Here is a 21,642-nt window from a genome sequence, read left to right as displayed (position 1 = left end):
CGGCAAACGTCATCGTCGCCTCATATAGGGGCGACGACGCAGACGGGCAGGGGGTATCAGGCGAGCAGCTCGCCGATCTCGACGATCGCATCGATCTCTACCGCCGCGCCCAGCGGCAATACCGGCACGCCGACGGCGGAGCGGGCATGGCGGCCGGCATCGCCGAACAGCGCCGCCATCAGCTCCGACGCACCGTTGGCGACCTTGGGCTGATCGGTGAAGTCGCCGGTCGAATTGACGAACACGCCCAGCTTCACGATCCGCCGCACCCGCGACAGGTCGCCGAGATGCTTCTTCAACTGCGCGACGATCATCAGGCCGCACAGCCGGGCGGCTTCCTGACCCTGCTCTAGCGACACCGACTCGCCGAGACGGCCGGTCACCAGCGTGCCGTCCTTGAACGGCAACTGGCCCGACAGATGGACGAGGCCGTTGACCTCGACGACAGGGACATAGGCGGCAACGGGGGCCGCGGCCTCTGGCAGGGCAAGGCCGAGGTCGGCGAGCGTGCGGTCGATATGGTCGGTCATGGCGCCGGGCGTGCCTTCACCGCCCCCGCCAGTCAAGCCGCACTTCAGGCGGCGGCCCGCCCCTCGGCGAATCGCGCCATGATCCAGTCGCCGGCCAGTCGCCAGTCGTCGATCCGCGCGTGCGCCGCCGGCGCCGGCGGCATCGCCGCGGCAAGTTCCGGGTCGGAAATCATGTGCAGGCGGTGGACGCCCGGTGCCGCCCGCGCGACCGATTCGTGATGCACCGCCAGATCGTCGACGAACACCGTCACCGGGTCGCCATGTTCGGCCACCAGCCGCGCGACGGGATCGCCCTTGCCGCCCTGATTGCATTCCACACGGTGCTTGATGCCAAAGCGAGCAAGCTGGTCGATCCGCGCCTGCTGGCAATGATCCTGCAGGTTGGTGAGCACGACGATATCCGCCCGTTCGGCCAGCATCGCCAGCGCCTCGGCGGCATGCGGTACCAGCGTCTGACGGTTCATCTCGGCCGGGAAGAACCCGCCCAGCAGGCCCCACATCGCATCCTGATCGGGGGGCGGGCCACCGTCGCGCCGGGTCAAGCTGCTCCGGAAATCGCCCGCGCCGATATTGAAATCGATGTCGTGCGCCTCGTCCAGCCAGTCGCGGAAGTGCCGGACCATGTGCAGCAGCACTTCGTCGCAATCGGTGATCAGCAGGGGTTTCACGGGGGACGTCATGCCTGTTCCAGCCGGTAATGGGCGGCGACCAGCGCCTGGGGCGACACGCCCAGCGCCGTGGCGCAGGCGATCAGATCGGGCTCATACCCCTCCAGAAACCCCAGCGCCGCCGACAGGACGGCCGGCTCACCGACGCGGCTGCGCAGGTCGTCCGGGTCGAGTCCGGTGACCGCCAGCAGGCGATCGGCGCGGTCCGGTTCATTCAGGGTCCACACAAGCGCCTGTAGTGCCAGGGAAACAGCGTCTTCGTTTGTAACGGGGCCGGGCATTGTCTATCGTCCGGTTGAGAAGGGATCATGCAGCGCGTGGCGAAAAAGGTGCTCGTTGTCGAGGACAACGAACTCAATCTGAAGCTCTTCTGCGATCTCCTGCGTGCGCATGAGTGGGAGGCCGAGCCTGTCCGCGACGGGCGTGATGCGGTGGCCCGCGCGGCCGAATTCAAACCCGACCTCATCATCATGGACATCCAGATGCCGCATGTGACCGGCTATGAGCTGATCCTGGCGCTGAAGCAGGACCCGGCGCTCAGCCGTATCCCGATTATGGCGGTGACCGCCTATGCCGGGCGCGATGACGAGGATCGTATCCGCGCCGCCGGGGCGGATGCCTATATCTCGAAACCGATCAGTCTCGCCCGGTTCATGAGCGCGGTGAGCGAACTCGCCTCTGGCTTTCGCTGATACCGTTCGTCGTCGGCCACCGTTGGCATTCACGACAAAAAGCCGCGAGGATGACCCGCGGCTGACTGCCCGATCAATCGTAAAAACGAAGGGCGGCTTTACACCGCCCGCCGGATCACTTGATCTTGGCTTCCTTGAACTCGACATGCTTGCGCACGACGGGGTCATACTTGCTGAAGCTCAGCTTCTCGGTCTTGGTCCGCGGGTTCTTCTTGGTGACGTAGAAGAAGCCGGTATCGGCCGTGCTGACGAGCTTGATCTTGACGGTGGTTGGCTTGGCCATGAGCCCTAATCCTGAAAAAGAAGAGAGCGGCCAGCCGTCAGGCCACCGCTCGATCAGTGGCGGCGCATGGCGCATGATCGCGGCCGAGTCAACCATAACGGGCATTTTGCCCGTGTTTTAACCATGGGGTTCATCGGGCTTTAACAAAACTGTGCGCAGCATGATGCGGCATCAGAACAATGATTTGGGGACGGCCACCATGGCATCGATACAGGCGCTGGCACAGATGACCGACCTCGATGCGGTTCGTGCCGACCTCAACATCCGCATCGCCGCGATCGATGTGCGCGCGCCATACGCCCGCGCTCGTGAGATCGCGCCGGACGTCGATGCGATTCGGGTGATCGCGCATCGCAACGGCCTGAACCCCGCCGTCACCGTCGCGCACTTCCTCGATTCGGCGCTGTCGCGCGGCGAGTGCGGTGCGCTCGTCCATGGTTGGCTGTCGCTCCTCGTCGATGCGATCGGCAGCGATCGTCAGGATGTCGCCGCGTGCGAGACGTTCGCCGCCGCCTGCTCGGTCCGCCTGTCGGGGTGAACGATTAAGGGGGGAGCCATTTACCGGGCGGATCGTTTCGAATCCGAATCTGACACCGGAGCTTGGCATGGCCGATATCAACCCCGCCCTCGAAACCCCCAGCGACCTCAATCGCAACGACACCCGCACCGTCGCCGACGCGCTAAACGTGGCGCTGGCGGATTGCTTCGCGATCTATCTGAAGACCAAGAATTTCCACTGGCACGTGTCGGGTCCGCATTTCCGCGATTACCACCTGCTGCTCGACGATCAGGCGGCCCAGATTCTGGGCGTGACCGATGCGATCGCCGAGCGCGTGCGCAAGACCGGCAACACCACGCTGCGGTCGATCGGCGACATCACCCGTCGCCAGCAGATCGCCGACAACGACCGGGATTTCGTGCCGCCGCATGAAATGCTCGCCGAATTGCGCGAAGACAATTTGAAGCTGATCGAGACGCTGCGCGACGCGCGTGAGCGGGCCGAAGCCGCCAAGGATACTGCCACCTCGTCCATCGCCGACGAATGGATCGATCAGGCCGAAGAGCGCGCCTGGTTCCTGTTCGAAGCCAGCCGTCAGTCGTAAGAGGAAACCGTCATGCTCAAGCTCGCGATCATCTTCCTCGTCATCGGTCTGGTTCTCGGCGGCCTCGGCTTTGGCGGCATCGGCGGCGCCTTTGTCGGCATCGCCAAGATCCTTTTCTTCATCGCGCTGGCGCTGTTCGTGATCTTCCTCGTCCTGGGGCTGGTCGCGGGCAAGAAGGTGCTGGATTAGCCGCTCAGGCGCACCAGCCAAAGATCGGCTGGTGCGCCGAGCCGCAATGGCAGGACGCTCGTACCCAGCCCGGCGCTGATTATCGTCGTTCGGCTCCCCTCGTGAACCACGCCACAGCCAAATCGATCGCCAAATTTCGACACATGGCCCAGCGCGCCATAGAACGGCAGCACGATTTGCCCGCAATGGGTATGTCCGGCCAGCAACAATGACACGTCACCCGGAAGATCGGGTGCGACATCGGGTGAATGCGCCAGCATCAGCGATACGCCACCCAATCGCCGCATCGCCGCCAACGTGCCAGGTAACCGGGCATGATGCGTCGGCTGGTCGTCCAGCCCGCCGATGGTCAGCGGTCCGCGCCTGACTGCCCCGTTCGCCAGCACCGTGATCCCCGCCGCCCGCAACGTCATCCGGACGCGTTCCGCATCGGTCCAGTAATCATGATTGCCCAATACAGCGATCGTTCCCCATCGCGGTCTCAGTGCCGCCAGGGATGCGAGTTGCGGCGCGGCCGCTGCATCGGCCGGCGCATGGCCAGCGATGAAGTCACCGGCGATCACCACCAAATCGGGATGCTGCGCGTTCACCTGATCGACGATGCGCGCCAGCCGTTCCGCCTCCATCGCCGAATTGCCGACATGCAGATCGCTCAAGAGCGCGACCGTCATCGGCGCCGTTCCCGCGGCCAACCGGGCAGTACAACAGATACCCGGCGCACAACCGGGTCCGCCCTCGCGTTGCGCCAGGCGATCACGACCAGGCCACCGGCGAGCACCGACAGGATGAGCGCTATCGCCAGAAGACGCCGAACGATCACGGCGCCTTCATACCTGCCCCTCTTGCGGGAGCGCAACGCCGACCCTGAGCGTTGCCACCTCATGCATGCTTTCGCCGCGCTCCTCGATTCGCTGATCTATACGCGGGGCCGCAATGCGAAGCTGAAACTGATCGCCGATTATCTGCTCGTCACGCCCGATCCCGATCGCGGTTGGGCGATGGCGGCGCTGACCGGCGATCTCGATCTGAAGGGCGTGAAGCCCGCGCTGATCCGGGCGTTGATCGAGGAGCGCGTCGATCCCGTCCTGTTCCGCATGAGCCGCGATTACGTCGGCGACACCGCCGAGACGGTGGCGTTGCTGTGGCCCGCACCCGTCGTGCCGGTCGATCCCGAACCATTGTCGATCACGCAGGTCGTCGACCGTCTCCGTCATCTGTCCCGCACCGAGGCGCCGGCGATGCTGGCGACGATGCTCGACCGCAGCGATGCCGAGGAACGGTTCGCGCTGCTAAAGATGGCGACGGGCGCGTTGCGCATCGGCGTCTCCGCCCGCCTTGCCAAGACCGCCTTCGCCGATGCGTTCGGGCTGGATGTCGAGGCGGTGGAGGAGGTGTGGCACGGCCTGTCCGCGCCCTATCCCGAACTGTTCGCCTGGGCCACCGGCACCGGTGCGCAGCCGACCGTCGCCGACGTCCCCGTCTTCCGCCCCTTCATGCTCGCGCACGGGCTGGAGGATGCGCGTGTCGATCTGGCCGATTACGCCGCCGAATGGAAATGGGACGGCATCCGCGTCCAGATCGTCCACGTCGCCGGTCAGACCCGCCTGTACAGCCGCACCGGCGACGACGTGACCGGCAGCTTTCCCGACGTCGCCGCCGCATTTGCCGAAACCGGCGCGGTCGATGGCGAATTGCTAGTGAAGGGCGACGCGCAGGGCGGTGAGGCGGCGAGTTTTAATGCGCTGCAACAGCGGCTGGGGCGAAAAATCGTGTCGGCCAAAATGTTGGCCGATTATCCCGCCTTCGTCCGCCTGTACGATATCCTGGTCGATGGCGACGAGGATTTGCGCGCGCTGCCATGGACCAAACGCCGCGCGCGGCTGGAGGCGTTCGTGCCGCGCCTCGATCCCGACCGGTTCGATATCAGCCAGATCATCGACGCCGCCGACTTCACCGCGCTGGAGGGCATCCGCGCCGGATCGCGCGATGCGGCGATCGAGGGCGTGATGCTGAAGCGTCGCGATTCGCCCTACACCGGCGGCCGTCGTGCCGGGCTGTGGTACAAATGGAAACGCGATCCGCTGACCGCCGATTGCGTGATGATGTACGCCCAGCGCGGCAGCGGCCGGCGGTCGTCGTACTACAGCGACTACACCTTCGGCTGCTGGACGGAGGAGGGCGAGTTGCTCCCCGTCGGCAAGGCCTATTCGGGCATCACCGACGAGGAGTTGCGCCAGCTCGACAAGTTTGTGCGCAACCATACCACCGGTCGCTTCGGGCCGGTGCGCGAGGTCGAGAAGACGCTGGTGCTGGAGATCGCGTTCGATTCGATTCACACCTCCACCCGGCATAAGTCGGGCGTCGCGATGCGCTTCCCGCGTATCGCCCGCATCCGCCTCGACAAGCCGGCCGCCGAAGCGGACCGGATCGCGACGTTACAGAACCTGATCACCTGAACGGCTCGACCAATCTGGCCCAGGGCAGAGCCGGCCCCACCGGTATGATCCCACAGGGGTTCAGATCGCGGTGGCTGGCATAATAATGCGTCTTGATGTGATCCAAATGCACCGTCGCCGCGATCGCGGGGATCGCCAACATGCGTTCCAGATATGCCTCTAGCGCGGGGTAATCGACGATCCGCCGGACATTGCATTTGAAATGCCCGACATAGGTTGCATCGAACCGCACCAGCGTGGTGAACAGGCGGATGTCGGCCTCCGTCATCTGCCCGCCGACCAGCCAGTCCGCACCGGTCAGCCGCTCCTCCAGCCGGTCGAGCGTCGCGAACAACGGCTCCACAGCCTCTTCATAGGCGGTCTGCGTCGTCGCGAAGCCTGCCTTGTACACGCCGTTGTTCACCCGGTCGTAGATATCGGCGTTGATCGCATCGATCTCCGGCCGCAGCGATGCCGGATAATAATCGCCTTCGGTCGCGCCCAGCTCGTCCCAGGCGCCGGTCAGCATCCGGATGATCTCGGACGATTCGTTGCTGACGATCGTATCGGTTTCGCGGTCCCACAGCACCGGCACCGTCACCTTGCCGGTGTAGCCAGGCCGCGCGCGGGCGTAGAGCTGCCACAGATAGTCCGCGCCGTGCAGCGGATCGCCGGTGCCGCCATGATCGCGCGCGAAGGTCCAGCCATGGTCCAGCATCACCGGATCGACGACCGACACGCCGATGATGTCCTCCAGCCCCTTCAGCGCACGGACGATCAGCGTGCGGTGCGCCCAGGGGCAGGCATAGCTGACATACAGATGATACCGCCCCGCTGCCGCCGGTCGCCCCGGCTGGCCATCTGGCCCCGGCCCGCCATCGGCAGTTACCCAGTCGCGAAAGCCCGCATCCTGCCGCTGAAAGCTGCCGTCCGCCGAGTCGTCCGTCACATTGCCGGCGTGCCACGTGCCGTCGATCATCCTGCCCATGCGTATCTCCCTTGTGGCGGGATACGCGTGAGGGGCCGTCAGCGATCCGTGGCGGCGGCGATGCCTATCGGTCGTTCAGCCGTATCTCGAACACCGTCGGCCACAACTTGCCCGTGACGAACAGCCGCTTCTTCGCCGCATCATAGGCGATACCGTTAGCCACCGCCTCCGGGTCGCGCGCCCCGATCTCCGCGACCAGCGGGCGCAGGTCGATGATCCGCGTCACTCGGCCGCTCGCCGGATCGATCCGTACCAAAAACGGCTGGTGCCAGACATTCGCCAGGATCGCGCCGTCCACCCATTCCAGCTCGTTGATCTGGTCGAGCGGCCGGCCGTTCAGCGTCACCGACACCTGCCGCCGCACCTTCAGCGTCATGGGGTCGAGGAAGCGCAGCGTCGCCGTGCCATCCGACTGGATCAGCGCGTGGCCGTCGCTGGTCAGGCCCCAGCCTTCGCTGACGAAGCGCGATTGGCCGTGCCGCTTCAAAGTCTTGGCGTTCCAACGATGGGCGATGCCGTCATGCCAGGTCAGGCTGATCAGCTCGTTCCGCCATGCCGCAAGACCCTCGCCGAACTGCGCCGGTGGGATCGTGCCACGCCGTTCGACTTTGCCATCGGCCAGCCGCACCCGGCGGACATCCGATTGCCCCTCCCGCCCGACGCTTTCGTACAGCGCGCCGTCGTGCCAGATCAGCCCCTCGGTAAAGGCGGTCGCATCATGCGGGTATCGTGCGACGACGGTGACGCCGGCCATCGGCGCCCGTGCGGCGGTTGAGGCGGCGGTTGCCGGACGCGCCTGTGTCGAGGCCACCGACGGCATCAGCATGGCGGCGGCCAGGAAGATGGCCGCTGCGCCGGTACGCAGGAGCCGGTGAGTGGGGAGCAGTGTGCGGAAGGACATCCGCACTCCGTAAACGCAAACGGCCCGCCGGGCAAAATTCCAGGCGGGCCGCTCGTCAGACGTCGGTAAGACTAATCGGCGAGAAGCCGGATCAGCTGCCCTGCGCCAGGTTCACTGCCGCGTACTTGCCGCGACGATCGACCTCGATCTCGAACTGCAGGCGATCGCCCTCGTTCAGGCTCGCCATGCCGGCGCGCTCGACGGCCGAAATGTGCACGAATGCATCGGGCTGACCATCGTCGCGCTGAATGAAGCCGAAGCCCTTCATCGCGTTAAAGAACTTGACGGTGCCCGTCGCCTTCTCACCGGTCAGCTGACGCTGCGGTGCGCCGCCGGACGCGCCGCCGAAGCCACCACGATCGCCGCCACCCTGACGGGGGCCACGATCACCACCGCCGAAGCCGCCCTCGCGGGGTTCGCGCGGGGGCGCACGATCGGTGACGGCCATCGGCTCGCCGTCGATCTTCAGTTCGGTCGCCGAGATACGGCCACCGCGATCGACCAGCGTGAAGCCCATCGGCTGACCTTCGGCCAGACCGCTGAGACCGGCCTGCTCGACGGCCGAGATGTGCACGAACACGTCTTCGCCGCCATCATCACGGACAACGAACCCAAAGCCCTTCTGCGCGTTGAAGAACTTTACGACACCCGTGCCTTCGCCCACGACCTGGGGGGGCATGCCGCGACCACCGCCGCCGCCACCGCCACCAAAGCCGCCGCCACCGCCGCCGCTGAAGCCGCCGCCACCACCGCCGCGGAAGCCACCACCGCCACCGCCGCCGCCAAAGCCGCCGCCACCGCCGAAGCGATCGCCGCCGCCACCGAAGCTGCTGCCGCCGCCGAAGCTGTTACCGCCGCCGAAACCGCCGCCGCCGAAGCCGCCGCCGTTATCGTCGCCGCCGAAGCTGTCGCGCTTGTCGCGACCACGTCCGCCACGATTACCGCGGCCGCCTTTATCGAAACCCATAAGCCCTGTTCGTCTTCCCGGTTCGCCCGTATGATGCATCCTCAAGAACACGAGCGCCGGACGAAGCTCTCACGATCCTTTGGCGCGAAACCTTTTGCGCCTGATTCGAGATATAGCGGAACAAAACGAACGCCGCGAACAAATTCGTCAACTTCATGGCAGGAACCGGTACGGAAAGCGGCGGAACGTTGCCCGAACGGCACAGAAGGCACACCGATCATTTCCCGCAATCGATTATCAGGGGTCCGATCCGGTGGTTACGGCGCCACGACTCGCGTGCCGCCGCGGTCACCGGCCATTGAGCGTTCACGCCCCAGCCGCTACGGCGAGCGCATGAGCGTATATTTCCACGAGGAAGACATCCCCGCCGGCCTGTTCGCGGGCGCCACCAGCATCGCCGTCGATACCGAGACGATGGGCCTTATCACCCCGCGCGACCGGTTGTGCGTGGTCCAGTTGTCCGATGGCGGCGCGGACGAACACCTCGTCCGGTTCGGCCCGGGCAGCGATTATGCCGCGCCGAATCTGCGCGCGCTGATCGCCGATAACGGCGTGCTGAAACTCTATCATTTCGGTCGCTTCGATATCGCCGCGATCCGACATTATCTGGGCGTCGTCGCGGCCCCCGCCTGGGACACCAAGATCGCGTCGCGGTTGGTGCGCACCTATACCGATCGTCACGGCCTGAAGGAGCTGGTCCGCGAACTGCTGGCGCAGGACCTGTCGAAGGCGCAGCAATCGTCCGATTGGGGCGGCCCGGAACTGTCCGACGCGCAAAAGGAATATGCCGCGTCCGATGTGCGTTACCTCCACCGGTTGAAGGCGGAGCTGGAGCGCCGGCTGACGCGCGAGGGGCGGATGGAACTGGCGCAGGCGTGCTTCGATTTCCTGCCCGTGCGTGCCGAACTCGATCTGGCCGGGTGGCCGGAACAGGACATTTTCGCCCATGTCTGAAGTCGCGCGCCATGTCCGGTCGGCGCGGCAGGACTGGGCCGCGCCCGGCAGCCGGCACGACCGGCTCGTCGGCATTGCCCGGGTCGTGCTGCCGATGGGCATTGGCGTGCTTGCCGCCTTCCTCGTCATGGCGCCGCTGACCGCGGCGGGCGACGTGTCCTTCGTGCTCGACAAAAAGAAGGTGGAGGTAGCGCACGAACGCATGAAGATTCAGGCTGCGCGTTACCGGGGTCAGGATACCAAGGGCCAGCCGTTCGAACTCGACGCCGGCTCCGCGATCCAGCGCAGTTCCGCCGAACCCGTCGTACAATTGCGCGATCTGCAGGCGGGCATCCAGTTGGTCGATGGCCCGGCCCGGATCGTGGCGGGGCAGGGGCGATACAATATGGATAATGAGCGCGTCACGCTCGACGGGCCGATCGCGGTGCGCGCGGCGGGCGGTTATCGGCTCGATACGCGCGACGCGACGCTCGATCTGCAATCGCGCCAGATGCAGAGCACCGGCGCCGTCACCGGCACCGTGCCGCAAGGGGTGTTCAGCGCGAATCGGATGCGTGCCGATCTGGAAAGCCGTACCGTCACGCTCGATGGCAATGCCCGCTTGCGGTTCGACCCGCGAGGGGCGAAATAGCGCCGCATGCGCGCGCCCATCCTCATCCTCTCCGTCCTCCTGACGGGACTCGCCACGGCGGCCCCCGCGCAGCAGCGTCACAACACCAATGCGCCGATCGATTTTGGCGCGGACCATATCGAATTGCAGGATCGCGCCAACCGCGCCGTGCTGACCGGTAACGTGTCGGTGAAGCAGGCGGAGATGACATTGGATGCCACGCGGATGACCGTCGCCTATACCGGCCAGGTCGTCGGCGGCAGTCCGCAGGTGTCGCGGCTGGATGCGTCGGGCGGCGTCACTGTCCGTCGGCCGGACCAGATCGCCAAGAGCCAATATGCGATCTACGATCTGAACAAGCGCCTCATCACCATGCTGGGCGCGGTCAGCCTGACGCAGGGCGGCGGCAACACCGTCAACGGCGGCCGGCTGACGATCAACCTCGATACCGGTCGCGCGGTGATCGACGGATCGTCGGTCCCGGGCAGCAGCAGCGGCGCACCCGCCGGCACGGTGCAACAGCGCGGCGGCCGTGTCACCGGCACCTTCTCGGTCCCGCAGCGGAACAACTGACGGGCGGCGGGATGCCGTTCCCGTGCGTCGGTCGCCGCGATCGGGGCTTCCCGGTCGGCGCGCGCTGGGGCATATCGGCCTTTGCGTTTTTCCATGCATGTTTCCTGCCAGACCTGGTGACGCAGGCGCCCGACGCTAACCTTCTGGCAACCCTCTGCTGCGAGATGTCGACCCGATGGACGTGACCACCCTCGAAACCGCACCGCCGATCGCCGAGCCGCCGGTGGCCCACGGATTGCAGGTCGTGTCGATCGCCAAGTCCTATGACAAGCGCACCGTGCTGACCGACGTGTCCGTGTCGGTCGGGCGCGGCGAGGTGATCGGTCTGCTCGGGCCGAACGGCGCGGGCAAGACGACGTGCTTCTATTCGGTGATGGGTCTGGTGAAGCCTGATTCGGGCCGCATCATGCTGGACGGCGACGACATCACCGGCCTGCCGATGTATCGCCGCGCGATTCTCGGCCTCGGTTACCTGCCACAGGAAACCTCGATCTTCCGGGGCCTGTCGATCGAGAAGAACATCCTGACCGTGCTCGAACTGTCGGAGCCTGACCGCGACGCGCGTCAGGCCAAGCTCGACCGCCTGCTGGAGGAATTCGGCCTGACCCGCCTGCGCGCCGCGCCCGCCATGGCGCTGTCGGGCGGCGAGCGTCGCCGTGCCGAGATCGCCCGTGCGCTCGCCGCCGATCCGTCGATCATGCTGCTCGACGAGCCGTTCGCGGGCATCGATCCGATCTCGATCGCCGACATCCGCGATCTGGTGAAGGACCTGAAGCGCCGCGACATCGGCGTGCTCATCACCGACCATAATGTTCGCGAAACCCTCGACATCGTCGACCGCGCCTACATCATCTATGACGGCCGCGTGCTGTTCACGGGCAGCCCGGCCGAACTCGTCGCCGACGCCAATGTCCGCCGCCTGTACCTCGGCGAGACTTTTTCGCTGTAGCGTGATGGTGGTGCTTTCCCCCACCGCCGCCGCCTCCGGGCCGAGCCATCCATGAGCCTCGCCCCCCGCCTCGACCTGCGCCAGTCGCAATCGCTGGTGATGACGCCGCAGCTGCAACAGGCGATCAAGCTGCTCGCCCTGTCGAACCTGGAGATCGAGGGCTTCATCGCCGAGGAGGTCGAGCGCAACCCCCTGCTCGAAGCATCCCAAACGGACGAAGTGGTGAAGCCCGAACGCATCGAGCGCGAGGAGCCGGCCGCCGCCGACGAACTGCTCGCGGGCACCGCCCCGGCCGAACCGATCGACGTCGATTACGCCACCGAAAGCCACCAGCAGGATTCGATCAGCGACGGCGGCGGTAGTTTTGATGGCGCGCTATCGGCTGGCGGTTCGTCCGGCAGCGGCCAGATGCCGGAGGACGGGCCCGATCTCGATGCCTTTGCCGACACCAGCTATTGCCTCGCCGACCACCTGCTGGCGCAGGCCGGCACCGCGGTATCGGCCGTCGATTTCTTCATCGCCCAGCATCTGATCGACCAGATCGACGAGGCCGGGTATCTGACGGTGCCGTTGCTCGACATCGCCGGCCGCCTCGGCATTTCGCTCGCGCGGGTCGAGGATGTGCTGGCGACCATCCAGACCTTCGATCCCACCGGCGTCGGTGCGCGCGATCTGTCGGAATGCCTGACGCTCCAGGCGAAGGAGGCCGACCGTTACGACCCGTGCATGGCGAAACTGCTCGCCAATCTCGATCTGCTCGCGCGCGGCGATCTTGGCCGGCTGAAACGCCTGTGCCACTGCGACGACGAGGACATGGCCGACATGGTCCGTGAGTTGCGCGGCTATGATCCCAAACCCGGCTGTCGCTATGGTGGTGAGCCGGCGCAGGCGGTCGTCCCCGACCTGTTCGTGCGCGCGACCGGTAGCGGCTGGCTGGTCGAGGTGAACGGCGCCACGCTGCCCCGCGTCCTCGTCAACCGCCGCTATCACGCCGAACTCAGCCACGGCCCGCAGGACAAGGCGGCCAAGGCATGGTTGTCCGATTGCCTCGCCAGCGCCAATTGGCTGGTGAAGGCGCTCGACCAGCGTCAGCGCACGATCGTGAAGGTCGCGACCGAGATCGTGAAGCAGCAACAGGCGTTCTTCCGCCACGGCGTCGCGCATCTGAAACCGATGACGCTGCGTCAGATCGCCGACGCGATCGAGATGCACGAATCGACCGTCAGCCGCGTGACGAGCAACAAATATCTCTCCTGCGCGCGCGGCATGTTCGAGATGAAATATTTCTTCACTAGCGCGATCCAGGCCGCCGATGGCGGTGACGCCGTCTCGGCGCAGGCGGTGAAAAGCGCGATCCGCGCGCTGATCGCCAGTGAAGGAGCCAAGATCCTGTCCGACGACACGCTGGTCGAACTGTTGCAGGCCAAGGGCTTCGACATCGCACGCCGCACCGTCGCCAAATATCGCGAGGCGCTGGGCATCGGCAGCTCCGTACAGCGCCGCCGGCAGAAGACGCTGGAGGGAGCATGATCCGCGCGTTTTTCGTGGCGCTCGCGCTGTTGCTGGCGCCGGCTGCGGCGTCGGCGCGCGACCTGCGCGTCATGACCTTCAACGTCCGCCTGCCGATCGCCAGCGACGGCCCGAACGAATGGGCCAATCGCCGCGATCTATTCGCCGCCACGGTGGCAAAGGCCGATCCCGATATCATCGGCACGCAGGAACTGTTCCAGCGGCAGGGCGACGACGTCATCCGCCGTCTGCCCCGCTATGCCTGGTTCGGGCGCGACCGTCGCGGCGGCCACGGCGACGAGCATATGGGCATCTTCTATCGCATGGATCGCCTGCGCCTGCTCGCCAGCGGCGATTTCTGGCTGTCGGATACGCCCGATACGGTGGCCAGCATCACCTGGGGCAACATCCTGCCACGGATGGTGACGTGGGGTCGGTTCCGCGATCGTGCCGGTCGCCGCTTCGTCCTATTGAACACGCATTTCCCCTATCGCGATCAGGACGAGCCGGCGCGCGAAAAGGCCGCCCGCCTGATCGCCGCGCGCCTGCCCGCCATCGCCGGTCGCGATCCGGTGGTGCTGACCGGCGACTTCAACACCGTGCCTGACAGTCGCGCCCATGCGACGCTCGCCGCGACATTGTCCGACGTCTGGACTACCGCCCCGCATCGCACCGGGCCGGCGGAGACCTTTCACAACTTCACCGGCAAGCCGGATCGGCGGATCGACTGGATATTCGTCCGGGGCTTCACGGTCCGCAGCGCGACGACGCTGACCGATCACACCGGCGATCGCTATCCGTCGGATCATTTTCCCGTGGTCGCCGACCTGGGGTGGCCGGCGACCCGGAAATAACCCGCCGCGTTCAGTTCGTCGGCGTATCCCCACCCGTGCTCGTCGTGGCCGGCACCGGCGGCGTCGCCGACCGTGCATCGCTCACCGCCTCGTCGTACCAGCCCGCCAGATCGGCCTTCATCCGGTGCAGCGCGTCCGGGTTCAGATAGGTCATGTGGCCGGCGGGATAATAGGTGAAGCGCAGGTTCGCCTGTTGCGGCCGTTCCAGCATCATGTGGCCCAGATCGTTCTCGGTGCCGAAGAACGGCGTCGCCATGTCGTAATACCCGTTCATCGACAGCACCTTCAGATACGGATTGGCCCGCATCGCCGCCGCCAGATCGACCGCCGTGTTCGGGTTGTTCTGGCCACCGCCACCGCTGCGCCCCGGCGCGTCATGCTTCCAGTTCCACGACCAACCCGCCGCATCGCGCGCCGACAGGCGGTACGGCATCTCGGTCCTGTACCCCAATGTGCCCGTCAAATAATCAGTGAATGAGGCGATGTACGCGCCCGAGATCGCGTCCGACGACGCATCCGTTTCCGGCCGCTCGCCGGCCGCATCGGTGTCGATCCCGGTGTAACGCGAGTCGAAGCGGCCGATCGTGCGCGCCTGCCCGCGCAGCAATTCCTTCTGGAACCGGGGCAGGTCGATGCGCAGGTTCGCGCGCTTGATGAAATCCGGGCTGATCCCGATCAACTGGCTCATCTGGTTCGCCACGGCATCGCGTTCCGCATCGGAAATGCTCTGCCCCTTGGCCAGCGCGACCATGTACGGCCCCGTCGCAAAGGTACGCGCCTGCGCCACCGCCGTCGCCACGTCCGCCGGCCGGTTCGGCATCCGGTTGTGATACCATGCCGTCGCCGCATAGCTGGGCAGATAGTTCAGATAGACCTGGTCCAGCCCCGGCTGACGATAACCGTAATTCATGATCGAAGACAGCAGCACGACGCCGTTCAGCGCCATGCCGCGCTCCTGCAACTGATACGCCAGCGCGCCGGAGCGCAGCGTGCCATAGCTTTCGCCGAACAGGAATTTGGGGCTGGTCCAGCGACTATACTTGGTCGAATACCGCAGGATGGCCTTGGCGAAGGCGTCCGCATCCTCGTCGGTGCCATAGAAGTCCGATGGCTTCATATCGCCCAGCGGCCGCGAATAACCGGTGCCGACCGCGTCGATGAACACCATGTCGGTCTTGTCGAGCAGCGTGTCCGGGTTCGGTCCGACGTCATAGGGCGCCGGCCGGATGAATTCGGGGTTGGTCGTGCGGATACGGATCGGCGCGAACGACCCCATCCGCAGCCAGAAACTGGGGCTGCCCGGCCCGCCATTGTAGAAGAACGTCACCGGCCGCTTGCTGCCGGGCTTCACGCCGTCCAGCGTGTAGGCGGTGTAGAAGACGCTGGCGGTCGGCTTGCCTTCGATATCGCGGATCGTCAGCGTACCCGCGCTGGCGGTATAGGGCAGGCGGCGACCACCCACCGTCACCGCGTCGCGATGCTTCACCTCCTGCTCCTCGATCGGTGCGGTCGCCCAGGCGGATTCGGCCTCCTGCTTCGCGATCTCGGTATGCGTCTTGCCGCCCGCCGGTTTGGCGTCGGGCTTCGCCTCCTGCGCGAAGGACGGCGCGGCGATGACGGTGGACAGCAGGAAGGAGATCAGCAGCTTTGACGGCAAGGCGCGTTCCTCGACATTTAGGGAAGGATGCCTGCACTGTTCCCGCGTTCCGAACGACTTGGCAAGCCCCGCATCATGACGTCGGATCACACACGCCCCGGCGCAGCACCGCTTTACGCCGACGACGAAGCGGGTAGGGGGAAACGGGTAGGGAAACCGCCATGGGGGCCATGAACATGCGCAAGACGATCGCCGGCACGACGCTGGCCCTGTTGATCGCCGGCTGCGCGCATCGCGACAAGCCCGCACCGCCGCCGCCGGTCGAACCACCCGTGCCGGTCGAAACGCCGACCCCACCGCCACCGACCCCTACGATCAACAGCGATCTGGGGCCGGAGGAAGCAGTCTGGCATCTGCGCGCCGCCCTGAACGTCGCGGCGCTCAGTTGCGGGCAGGGGCCGGCCGGCGCCGCGATCGTCACCCGCTACAATGCGTTTCTGACCGATCGTAAAGGGGCGCTCGCCACCGCCTATGCCGCCGAAAAGGCCCGCCATGGCAGCGACCCCGCCACGCTCGACCGACACATGACGCAGCTCTACAATTTCTTTGCCGATCCGGCGGCCCAGCGCGGTTTCTGCACCGTCGCCGGCACCGTGGCCGAACGCACATCGGCGACCCCGGCCGACGCGCTCGCCACCTTTGCGCCGACCGCGCTGGTCGAACTCGAAGAACCCTATGTCGCCAGCCGCCGCAATCCGGCCGCACGTATGGCCGCTGCCACGGCGGCACCGGCGGCCATCGCCAGCCTGCCCGGTGCGGCGCCATGGCGTATCCAGATCGGCGCCTTCACGGGCCAGCCGGCAGCGGAGGCCGCCTGGCAAAAGGCGCTGGCTCGTGTCCCCTCGCTGGCGGCGTATCAGCCGTCGTACGAACAGGTGCCTGGCAAGCCGCTGGTTCGTGTCCGCGTCGGTGCGGCGTCGGACCGCGCAGGCGCCATCCGCCTTTGCGCGGCAGCGGCGGCGGGCGGGTTCGACTGCATGCCGATCGGCGGAGCACGGTAATCATATCGATTCGTCATCGCGAGCGGAGCGAAGCATCCCAGAGCGTCATGCGCGCCGCTCTGGCTTGCTTCACTACGCTCGCAATGACGGGATGCTTTGCCAACTCTGTTCCCCGGCCGTACCCGGGGAACGCCTCAATCCAGCCGCTCCGCCAGCGCCCGGATCGCCAAGCCTGCAAAGGCCGTGACCGGCTCGCCGTCATCGACCGCCACTGGCCGTTCGGGCGTCAAGACCGCCTCGGCCTGCATCTCGCCGTCCAGCGTGGTCCATTCCCTGACCGCGCCACGCAGGCTCGTCACCTCGGGCAATTCGCTGTCGCCGCGCGGCACATTCTCCAACGCCGCGCTCATCTGCCAGTCGATCGTCGTCGTCATGCCAGATCATTTTCGCTGACGACGACGATCGCCTGATCCTGATCGCGCGCCGCGGCGGTAGCCGCCAGTTCCTGCACGCGCGGCAGATGCTGGTGGAACAGCGCCACAGCCCGGTCATCGGGCGTCTCGGCGGCCAACGCCTCCAACAGATCATATTGCGCGGCAAAGGCACGGGCCTCGCCATCGACGCTAGCGGCGAATTCGACGCGGCGTTCGTCGATATTGTCGAACACGGTGGCGGGGTCGATGGTCAGCCGGTGATCGGCCATGGGCTTGCTCCAGATGAGAGGTTCAACAGCGCAAGAGGCGGACGGATGTTCCCATAAGCCGTTGTCCGGGCATCAATCGTCCTCGTCCTCGAACCCCACCAGCGCCAGCGCGCGTGCCTTGATCTGGCGGGTCATGCACCAATGGACCAGCGCGTCCTCGCGACCATGCGTCACCCAGACTTCCTTCGGCGCGATTTCGGTCAACGTGTCGGTCAGCTCGTCCCAGTCGGCATGGTCGGACAGGATCAGCGGCAGTTCGATGTTCTTCTGCACCGCCCGCTGCCGCACCCGCATCCACCCGCTCGCCATCGCGGTGATCGGATCGGGCAGCCGCCGCGACCAGCGATCGTTCAGCGCGCCGGGCGGGCACATCACGACATGCCCCGCCATGGCCGCCTTGGGCGTATCCGCCACCGGGATCAGCTCGCCCAGTCGCACGCCGTGTTCGGCATACAGGTCGCACAGCCGTTGCAGCGCGCCGTGGATATAGATCGGCGCCTCATGCCCCCGCTCGCGCAGTTCGGCGATCACCCGCTGCGCCTTGCCCAATGCATAGGCGCCAACCACGACGCAGCGATCGGGATTGGCGTGCAGTCGCGCGATCAGCTTGTCGATCTCGTCGCCGGTATCGGGATGTCGGAACACGGGCAGCGCGAACGTCGCCTCCGTGATGAAGACGTCGCATTTCACCGGCTGGAACGGCGTGCAGGTCGGATCGGGCCGGCGTTTGTAATCGCCCGACACCACCACCCGCTCGCCCCGGTAATCCAGCACGATCTGCGCCGACCCCAGCACATGGCCGGCGGGGACGAAGCCCACCTCGACCTCGCCACCCTTGTCGTCGGACAGGCGAATCGTCTCGCCATACGCGACCGGTTCACCGGTCTGCGGGCCGTATCGCGCCTCCATGATCGCCAGCGTTTCCGGCGTTGCCCACACCCGGCCATGGCCGCCCCGCGCATGGTCGGCATGGCCATGCGTCACGAGCGCGCGGGGGGTCGGCTCCGACGGATCGATCCACGCATCGGCGGGCCGCACATAGATGCCGTGCGGATGCGGTTCGATCCAGTCGCCGAGCTTTGCCATGTCCCCCCAACGCAGGGAACGGCCGGAGGATCATCCGGGTTCGATTGCCCACGCCGATGACGCGGGATAGGGGTGGGCGATGGCAAAGGCTGACCGACTTGAACGCCTCGACATCCAGCGGCTTGAGCTTGAGGCGGAATACACCGCCGCGCTGGTCGAGGCGCTGCGCAAGACGGCGGCGGGGAAGATGAAACTGTTCGGCCACCAGAACGACCGTGCGTCCCGCGCCGCGATCGCGCCAACCGTCGATAACCTCAACGAGGTCGGCGAGGCCATCGACGAGGCGAGGGACCGTCTCGGCCTGTCGCCGTTCGACCTTCACCGGCAATTCGTCGCCTCGCGCGGGCCGGTCGGACCGCAGGCGGTCGGCGAGCCGAAACGGGCACAGGCGTGGCTGGATCGACTGGCAACGTCGTCACCCGACGCCTGATGCCGGCGGTTCCGGCTGTCCTACAGGCCGGTCGAATGCTATCCCCGGATCGTCATCGCCGCCCCGTCCCCCTGTCGATGGCGGATCGTGAAAATAGGTACGGTTTAGGCCTCACCTTAGCCTAACTTTCCACCGGTTATCGCCGCCGCCCGGCGACCCTACATACCGTCCAGATGAATCTCCCCACCCCCCTGGCCGACTGGTTCGCGACCCGCGGCTGGCACCCTCGGCGCCATCAGCTCGCGATGCTGGCCGAGGGGCGGGCAGGCCACCATGCCTTGCTGGTGGCGACCACCGGCGCGGGCAAGACGCTGGCAGGCTTCCTGCCGACCCTGACCGAATTGATCGAGGCGCCGACCGAGGGGCTCCACACCCTCTATGTCAGCCCGCTGAAGGCGCTGGCTGTCGACATCCAGCGCAACCTCGTCACGCCCGTCGAGGAGATGGGCCTCGATATCCGCGTCGAGACCCGCACCGGCGACACGCCGTCGGACCGTAAGGCACGGCAGCGGGTAAAGCCGCCGCACATCCTGCTGACGACCCCCGAATCGCTGTCGCTGCTGCTCAGCTATCCCGACAGCGCGACGATGTTCGCCGGCCTGCGGACGATCGTGATCGACGAGGTCCATGCCTTCGCCACCGGCAAGCGCGGCGACCTGTTGTCCCTGTCGATGGCGCGGCTGCAACGGATTGCCCCCGACCTGCGCCGCGTCGCGCTGTCCGCCACCGTCGCCGACCCCGACGGCTATCGCGCCTGGCTGGCGCCGGACGGCGACATCGACACCGTCAGTCTGGTGCGGGGCGAGGCGGGCGCCGACCCCGTGATCGACATTCTGTTGCCCGAGGACCGCGTGCCATGGGCGGGCCATTCCGGCCGCTATGCCGCCGCACAGGTGATGCGGGAGATCGAGGCGCACACCACGACGATCGTCTTCTGCAACACCCGCAGCCTCGCCGAGCTGATCTTCCAGGACCTGTGGAAGGCGAACGAGAAGAGCCTGCCGATCGGCGTCCATCATGGCAGCCTGTCGCTGGAGGCGCGGCGCAAGGTCGAGGGTGCGATGGCGGCGGGCAAGCTCAGGGCGCTGGTGGCGACCGCCAGTCTCGATCTCGGCGTTGACTGGGGTAATGTCGACTGCGTCATCCAGATGGGCGCGCCCAAGGGATCGTCGCGACTGTTGCAACGGATCGGCCGCGCCAACCACCGGCTGGATGAGGCATCGAAGGCGATCCTCGTGCCCGGCAACCGCTTCGAATATCTGGAGGCGCGCGCCGCGCTGGATGCGGTCGAGGCGGGTGAACTGGACCCCGATGTGTTCCGCCCCGGCGCGCTCGACGTGCTGGCGCAGCATGTGATGGCCTGTGCCTGCGCCGCGCCGTTCCAGCAGGCGGAACTGCTCGACGAGGTCCGCTCCGCGCTGCCCTATTCGGCGCTGACCGACGAGGTGTTCGACCGCGTCCTCGGCTTCATTCGCGACGGTGGCTATAGCCTGCGTGCCTATGACCGATTCAAGCGATTGGTGCAGGATGCCGATGGCCGCTGGCGCGTCGCCCATCCGAAGTTTGTTGCGCAGCATCGCCTGAACGCCGGCATCATCGTCGAGGCCACGATGCTCACCGTCCGTTTCCGCAACGGCCGCAATCTGGGCAAGGTCGAGGAGGGGTTCGCCGCCACGCTGAGCCATGGCGACACCTTCTTCTTCGCCGGCCTGAGCCTTGAAGTCGAAAAGATCGATACCGAGGACCTGATCGTCCGTGCCACCAGCCGCCCGGCGCGGGTGCCGAGTTACGGCGGCAGCCGGATGCCGCTGTCCACCAGCCTCGCCGACCGGGTACGGGGTTTCCTGTCGAGTTCGGCGGAATGGTCGCGCTTTCCCGACGATGTCCGCGAATGGCTGGAAATCCACGAACGCCGCTCCGTCCTGCCGCGGCCGGGCCAATTGCTGGTCGAAACCTTCCCGCGCGAGGGCCGGCATTACATGGTCGCTTACGGTTTCGAGGGCTGGAACGCGCACCAGTCGCTGGGCATGTTGCTTACTCGGCGGATGGAGACGCAGGGGCTGAAGCCGCTGGGCTTCGTCGCCAATGATTATGCGATCGCCTGTTTCGCGCTGGAACCGATCACCGATCCGGCGTCGCTGTTCTCGGCTGACATTCTGGAGCACGAGTTCGTCGAATGGGTGCAGCAATCGCACCTGCTGAAACGAGCGTTCCGCGAGGTCGCGGTGATCGGTGGGCTGGTGGAGCGGCAACATCCCGGCAAGCGCAAGACCGGGCGGCAGGTGACGTTTTCGACCGACCTGATCTATGACGTGCTGCGCAAATACGAACCGTCGCATCTGTTGCTGCAAGCCGCCTGGGACGATGCGCGGGCGCGGATGACCGATGTCGGGCGACTCGCCAACCTGCTCGACCGGGCGGCGGGGACGATGCTGCATGTCGATCTGGACCGAGTGTCGCCGCTGGCGGTGCCGGTGCTCGTCCTGATCGGTCGCGAGCGGGTATCGACCAACGCGGGCGACGATGCGCTGCTGGTCGAGGCGGAGGTGCTGGCGGCCGAGGCGATGCGGATCGACTGAATGCTTGCCAAGCGGCTTGGCGAGGCGCAGCTTTCCGGGCA

General features: G+C 66.4%; 26 protein-coding genes. 14 read left to right on the top strand and 12 right to left on the bottom strand.

The annotated features are described in order from the left end of the window. Positions 1-56: 56 nt before the first annotated feature. Genes ASG67_RS10365 through ASG67_RS10355 form a run of 3 tightly spaced genes read right to left on the bottom strand, consistent with a single transcriptional unit; the run spans position 57 to position 1,479 of the window. Positions 57-530 carry a RidA family protein gene (locus ASG67_RS10365; protein WP_056530481.1) on the bottom strand — a complete coding sequence of 158 codons (474 nt, stop codon included), beginning with the start codon at positions 528-530 and terminating at the stop codon, positions 57-59. Between the two features lie 44 nt (positions 531-574). Next, positions 575-1,210, bottom strand: a complete 636-nt coding sequence (locus ASG67_RS10360) for a hypothetical protein (protein ID WP_056529495.1) — start codon at positions 1,208-1,210, stop codon at positions 575-577. Then, entirely contained in the window at positions 1,207-1,479 is a 273-nt protein-coding gene (locus tag ASG67_RS10355; protein ID WP_056529493.1) for a DUF3572 domain-containing protein, read from the bottom strand. The genes ASG67_RS10360 and ASG67_RS10355 overlap by 4 nt, the downstream gene beginning before the upstream one ends. Before the next feature lie 36 nt (positions 1,480-1,515). Here ASG67_RS10355 and ASG67_RS10350 point away from each other — a divergent pair, with 36 nt between their 5' ends. Beyond that, on the top strand, positions 1,516-1,890 hold the full coding sequence (locus tag ASG67_RS10350) for a response regulator (RefSeq protein WP_056530478.1): 375 nt from the start codon (positions 1,516-1,518) through the stop codon (positions 1,888-1,890). A 115-nt stretch (positions 1,891-2,005) separates the two neighbouring features. Here ASG67_RS10350 and rpmG read toward each other — a convergent pair whose 3' ends face one another. Continuing rightward, the gene (gene rpmG, locus ASG67_RS10345; RefSeq protein WP_017977469.1) at positions 2,006-2,173 is read right to left on the bottom strand and encodes a 50S ribosomal protein L33; all 168 of its coding nucleotides are present in this window, start codon (positions 2,171-2,173) and stop codon (positions 2,006-2,008) included. 199 nt (positions 2,174-2,372) lie between these two features. Here rpmG and ASG67_RS10340 point away from each other — a divergent pair, with 199 nt between their 5' ends. From ASG67_RS10340 to ASG67_RS18390, 3 genes are all read left to right on the top strand, one after another. Further along, complete coding sequence (locus ASG67_RS10340; protein WP_235535159.1) at positions 2,373-2,711, top strand: hypothetical protein; 339 nt, start codon at positions 2,373-2,375, stop codon at positions 2,709-2,711. Between the two features lie 67 nt (positions 2,712-2,778). Further along, positions 2,779-3,276 (top strand): Dps family protein, encoded by a 498-nt coding sequence (locus ASG67_RS10335; RefSeq protein ID WP_056529490.1) that lies wholly within the window; start codon positions 2,779-2,781, stop codon positions 3,274-3,276. A gap of 12 nt (positions 3,277-3,288) precedes the next feature. After that, a complete protein-coding gene (locus ASG67_RS18390) occupies positions 3,289-3,465 on the top strand; it encodes a DUF1328 family protein (RefSeq protein WP_082543456.1) in 177 nt (58 codons plus the stop codon). Here ASG67_RS18390 and ASG67_RS10330 read toward each other — a convergent pair. Beyond that, positions 3,462-4,136, bottom strand: coding sequence for a metallophosphoesterase (locus tag ASG67_RS10330; RefSeq protein WP_235535158.1), 675 nt, complete (start codon positions 4,134-4,136; stop codon positions 3,462-3,464). The two genes, ASG67_RS18390 and ASG67_RS10330, sit on opposite strands and share 4 nt — an antisense overlap. Positions 4,137-4,346: 210 nt before the next feature. On the opposite strand from ASG67_RS10330, the gene ASG67_RS10325 reads away from it, so the two are divergent. Beyond that, on the top strand, positions 4,347-5,921 hold the full coding sequence (locus ASG67_RS10325) for a cisplatin damage response ATP-dependent DNA ligase (RefSeq protein ID WP_056529487.1): 1,575 nt from the start codon (positions 4,347-4,349) through the stop codon (positions 5,919-5,921). On the opposite strand, the gene ASG67_RS10320 is transcribed toward ASG67_RS10325, so the two are convergent. The 3 genes from ASG67_RS10320 to ASG67_RS19750 all read right to left on the bottom strand — a co-directional run bounded on the left by ASG67_RS10320 (position 5,914) and on the right by ASG67_RS19750 (position 8,756). Next, positions 5,914-6,888: a glutathione S-transferase family protein gene (locus ASG67_RS10320; protein WP_056529485.1), complete on the bottom strand. Its 975-nt coding sequence runs from the start codon at positions 6,886-6,888 to the stop codon at positions 5,914-5,916. The genes ASG67_RS10325 and ASG67_RS10320 overlap by 8 nt on opposite strands. A 64-nt stretch (positions 6,889-6,952) precedes the next feature. Then, complete coding sequence (locus ASG67_RS10315) at positions 6,953-7,789, bottom strand: glutaminyl-peptide cyclotransferase (protein WP_082543455.1); 837 nt, start codon at positions 7,787-7,789, stop codon at positions 6,953-6,955. Positions 7,790-7,880: 91 nt separating this feature from the next. Then, positions 7,881-8,756, bottom strand: coding sequence for a cold-shock protein (locus tag ASG67_RS19750; RefSeq protein WP_056529481.1), 876 nt, complete (start codon positions 8,754-8,756; stop codon positions 7,881-7,883). A gap of 333 nt (positions 8,757-9,089) precedes the next feature. Here ASG67_RS19750 and ASG67_RS10305 point away from each other — a divergent pair, with 333 nt between their 5' ends. The 6 genes from ASG67_RS10305 (at position 9,090) to ASG67_RS10280 (ending at position 14,205) form a co-directional block, all read left to right on the top strand. Then, positions 9,090-9,710 carry a ribonuclease D gene (locus ASG67_RS10305; protein WP_056529479.1) on the top strand — a complete coding sequence of 207 codons (621 nt, stop codon included), beginning with the start codon at positions 9,090-9,092 and terminating at the stop codon, positions 9,708-9,710. Beyond that, the gene (lptC, locus tag ASG67_RS10300; RefSeq protein WP_056529474.1) at positions 9,703-10,341 is read left to right on the top strand and encodes an LPS export ABC transporter periplasmic protein LptC; all 639 of its coding nucleotides are present in this window, start codon (positions 9,703-9,705) and stop codon (positions 10,339-10,341) included. Before ASG67_RS10305 ends, lptC begins: the two co-directional genes overlap by 8 nt. Positions 10,342-10,347: 6 nt before the next feature. After that, positions 10,348-10,893: an LptA/OstA family protein gene (locus tag ASG67_RS10295; protein ID WP_056529471.1), complete on the top strand. Its 546-nt coding sequence runs from the start codon at positions 10,348-10,350 to the stop codon at positions 10,891-10,893. Between the two features lie 175 nt (positions 10,894-11,068). Next, positions 11,069-11,842, top strand: coding sequence for an LPS export ABC transporter ATP-binding protein (gene lptB, locus ASG67_RS10290; RefSeq protein ID WP_056529468.1), 774 nt, complete (start codon positions 11,069-11,071; stop codon positions 11,840-11,842). Positions 11,843-11,893: 51 nt separating this feature from the next. Continuing rightward, positions 11,894-13,372 (top strand): RNA polymerase factor sigma-54, encoded by a 1,479-nt coding sequence (gene rpoN / locus ASG67_RS10285; protein ID WP_056529465.1) that lies wholly within the window; start codon positions 11,894-11,896, stop codon positions 13,370-13,372. Continuing rightward, on the top strand, positions 13,369-14,205 hold the full coding sequence (locus ASG67_RS10280) for an endonuclease/exonuclease/phosphatase family protein (RefSeq protein WP_056529463.1): 837 nt from the start codon (positions 13,369-13,371) through the stop codon (positions 14,203-14,205). Before rpoN ends, ASG67_RS10280 begins: the two co-directional genes overlap by 4 nt. A gap of 10 nt (positions 14,206-14,215) precedes the next feature. Here the strand turns inward: ASG67_RS10280 and ASG67_RS10275 are convergent, their stop codons facing one another. Then, positions 14,216-15,862 carry a S10 family peptidase gene (locus ASG67_RS10275; RefSeq protein WP_056529460.1) on the bottom strand — a complete coding sequence of 549 codons (1,647 nt, stop codon included), beginning with the start codon at positions 15,860-15,862 and terminating at the stop codon, positions 14,216-14,218. A gap of 161 nt (positions 15,863-16,023) precedes the next feature. Here ASG67_RS10275 and ASG67_RS10270 point away from each other — a divergent pair, with 161 nt between their 5' ends. Next, positions 16,024-16,863 carry an SPOR domain-containing protein gene (locus tag ASG67_RS10270; RefSeq protein WP_235535157.1) on the top strand — a complete coding sequence of 280 codons (840 nt, stop codon included), beginning with the start codon at positions 16,024-16,026 and terminating at the stop codon, positions 16,861-16,863. A 134-nt stretch (positions 16,864-16,997) separates the two neighbouring features. On the opposite strand, the gene ASG67_RS10265 is transcribed toward ASG67_RS10270, so the two are convergent. From ASG67_RS10265 to ASG67_RS10255, 3 genes are all read right to left on the bottom strand, one after another. Next, positions 16,998-17,237: a hypothetical protein gene (locus ASG67_RS10265; RefSeq protein ID WP_056529458.1), complete on the bottom strand. Its 240-nt coding sequence runs from the start codon at positions 17,235-17,237 to the stop codon at positions 16,998-17,000. Next, positions 17,234-17,506 carry a DUF1488 family protein gene (locus tag ASG67_RS10260; RefSeq protein ID WP_056529453.1) on the bottom strand — a complete coding sequence of 91 codons (273 nt, stop codon included), beginning with the start codon at positions 17,504-17,506 and terminating at the stop codon, positions 17,234-17,236. The genes ASG67_RS10265 and ASG67_RS10260 overlap by 4 nt, the downstream gene beginning before the upstream one ends. Positions 17,507-17,578: 72 nt before the next feature. Further along, positions 17,579-18,592 (bottom strand): ligase-associated DNA damage response exonuclease, encoded by a 1,014-nt coding sequence (locus ASG67_RS10255; RefSeq protein WP_056529450.1) that lies wholly within the window; start codon positions 18,590-18,592, stop codon positions 17,579-17,581. Between the two features lie 79 nt (positions 18,593-18,671). Between ASG67_RS10255 and ASG67_RS10250 the strand changes: the two genes are divergently transcribed. Then, complete coding sequence (locus ASG67_RS10250; protein WP_056529449.1) at positions 18,672-19,022, top strand: hypothetical protein; 351 nt, start codon at positions 18,672-18,674, stop codon at positions 19,020-19,022. A 173-nt stretch (positions 19,023-19,195) separates the two neighbouring features. Beyond that, positions 19,196-21,601, top strand: coding sequence for a ligase-associated DNA damage response DEXH box helicase (locus tag ASG67_RS10245; protein ID WP_082543454.1), 2,406 nt, complete (start codon positions 19,196-19,198; stop codon positions 21,599-21,601). Positions 21,602-21,642: the final 41 nt, after the last annotated feature.

The sequence above is a fragment of the Sphingomonas sp. Leaf339 genome, from assembly GCF_001426195.1.
Lineage (GTDB): Bacteria > Pseudomonadota > Alphaproteobacteria > Sphingomonadales > Sphingomonadaceae > Sphingomonas.
Note: the sequence above shows the minus strand (reverse complement) of the source record. Positions and strands in the feature narration are given on the sequence as shown.

Bases quoted from the DNA above. Each gene is read 5' to 3' on its own strand.
- ASG67_RS10365 (WP_056530481.1), bottom strand. From the start codon at position 530: ATGACCGACCATATCGACCGCACGCTCGCCGACCTCGGCCTTGCCCTG.
- ASG67_RS10360 (WP_056529495.1), bottom strand. From the start codon at position 1,210: ATGACGTCCCCCGTGAAACCCCTGCTGATCACCGATTGCGACGAAGTG.
- ASG67_RS10355 (WP_056529493.1), bottom strand. From the start codon at position 1,479: ATGCCCGGCCCCGTTACAAACGAAGACGCTGTTTCCCTGGCACTACAG.
- rpmG (WP_017977469.1), bottom strand. From the start codon at position 2,173: ATGGCCAAGCCAACCACCGTCAAGATCAAGCTCGTCAGCACGGCCGAT.
- ASG67_RS10340 (WP_235535159.1), top strand. From the start codon at position 2,373: ATGGCATCGATACAGGCGCTGGCACAGATGACCGACCTCGATGCGGTT.
- ASG67_RS10335 (WP_056529490.1), top strand. From the start codon at position 2,779: ATGGCCGATATCAACCCCGCCCTCGAAACCCCCAGCGACCTCAATCGC.
- ASG67_RS18390 (WP_082543456.1), top strand. From the start codon at position 3,289: ATGCTCAAGCTCGCGATCATCTTCCTCGTCATCGGTCTGGTTCTCGGC.
- ASG67_RS10330 (WP_235535158.1), bottom strand. From the start codon at position 4,136: ATGACGGTCGCGCTCTTGAGCGATCTGCATGTCGGCAATTCGGCGATG.
- ASG67_RS10325 (WP_056529487.1), top strand. From the start codon at position 4,347: ATGCATGCTTTCGCCGCGCTCCTCGATTCGCTGATCTATACGCGGGGC.
- ASG67_RS10320 (WP_056529485.1), bottom strand. From the start codon at position 6,888: ATGGGCAGGATGATCGACGGCACGTGGCACGCCGGCAATGTGACGGAC.
- ASG67_RS10315 (WP_082543455.1), bottom strand. From the start codon at position 7,789: ATGTCCTTCCGCACACTGCTCCCCACTCACCGGCTCCTGCGTACCGGC.
- ASG67_RS19750 (WP_056529481.1), bottom strand. From the start codon at position 8,756: ATGGGTTTCGATAAAGGCGGCCGCGGTAATCGTGGCGGACGTGGTCGC.
- ASG67_RS10305 (WP_056529479.1), top strand. From the start codon at position 9,090: ATGAGCGTATATTTCCACGAGGAAGACATCCCCGCCGGCCTGTTCGCG.
- lptC (WP_056529474.1), top strand. From the start codon at position 9,703: ATGTCTGAAGTCGCGCGCCATGTCCGGTCGGCGCGGCAGGACTGGGCC.
- ASG67_RS10295 (WP_056529471.1), top strand. From the start codon at position 10,348: ATGCGCGCGCCCATCCTCATCCTCTCCGTCCTCCTGACGGGACTCGCC.
- lptB (WP_056529468.1), top strand. From the start codon at position 11,069: ATGGACGTGACCACCCTCGAAACCGCACCGCCGATCGCCGAGCCGCCG.
- rpoN (WP_056529465.1), top strand. From the start codon at position 11,894: ATGAGCCTCGCCCCCCGCCTCGACCTGCGCCAGTCGCAATCGCTGGTG.
- ASG67_RS10280 (WP_056529463.1), top strand. From the start codon at position 13,369: ATGATCCGCGCGTTTTTCGTGGCGCTCGCGCTGTTGCTGGCGCCGGCT.
- ASG67_RS10270 (WP_235535157.1), top strand. From the start codon at position 16,024: ATGGGGGCCATGAACATGCGCAAGACGATCGCCGGCACGACGCTGGCC.
- ASG67_RS10265 (WP_056529458.1), bottom strand. From the start codon at position 17,237: ATGACGACGACGATCGACTGGCAGATGAGCGCGGCGTTGGAGAATGTG.
- ASG67_RS10260 (WP_056529453.1), bottom strand. From the start codon at position 17,506: ATGGCCGATCACCGGCTGACCATCGACCCCGCCACCGTGTTCGACAAT.
- ASG67_RS10255 (WP_056529450.1), bottom strand. From the start codon at position 18,592: ATGGCAAAGCTCGGCGACTGGATCGAACCGCATCCGCACGGCATCTAT.
- ASG67_RS10250 (WP_056529449.1), top strand. From the start codon at position 18,672: ATGGCAAAGGCTGACCGACTTGAACGCCTCGACATCCAGCGGCTTGAG.
- ASG67_RS10245 (WP_082543454.1), top strand. From the start codon at position 19,196: ATGAATCTCCCCACCCCCCTGGCCGACTGGTTCGCGACCCGCGGCTGG.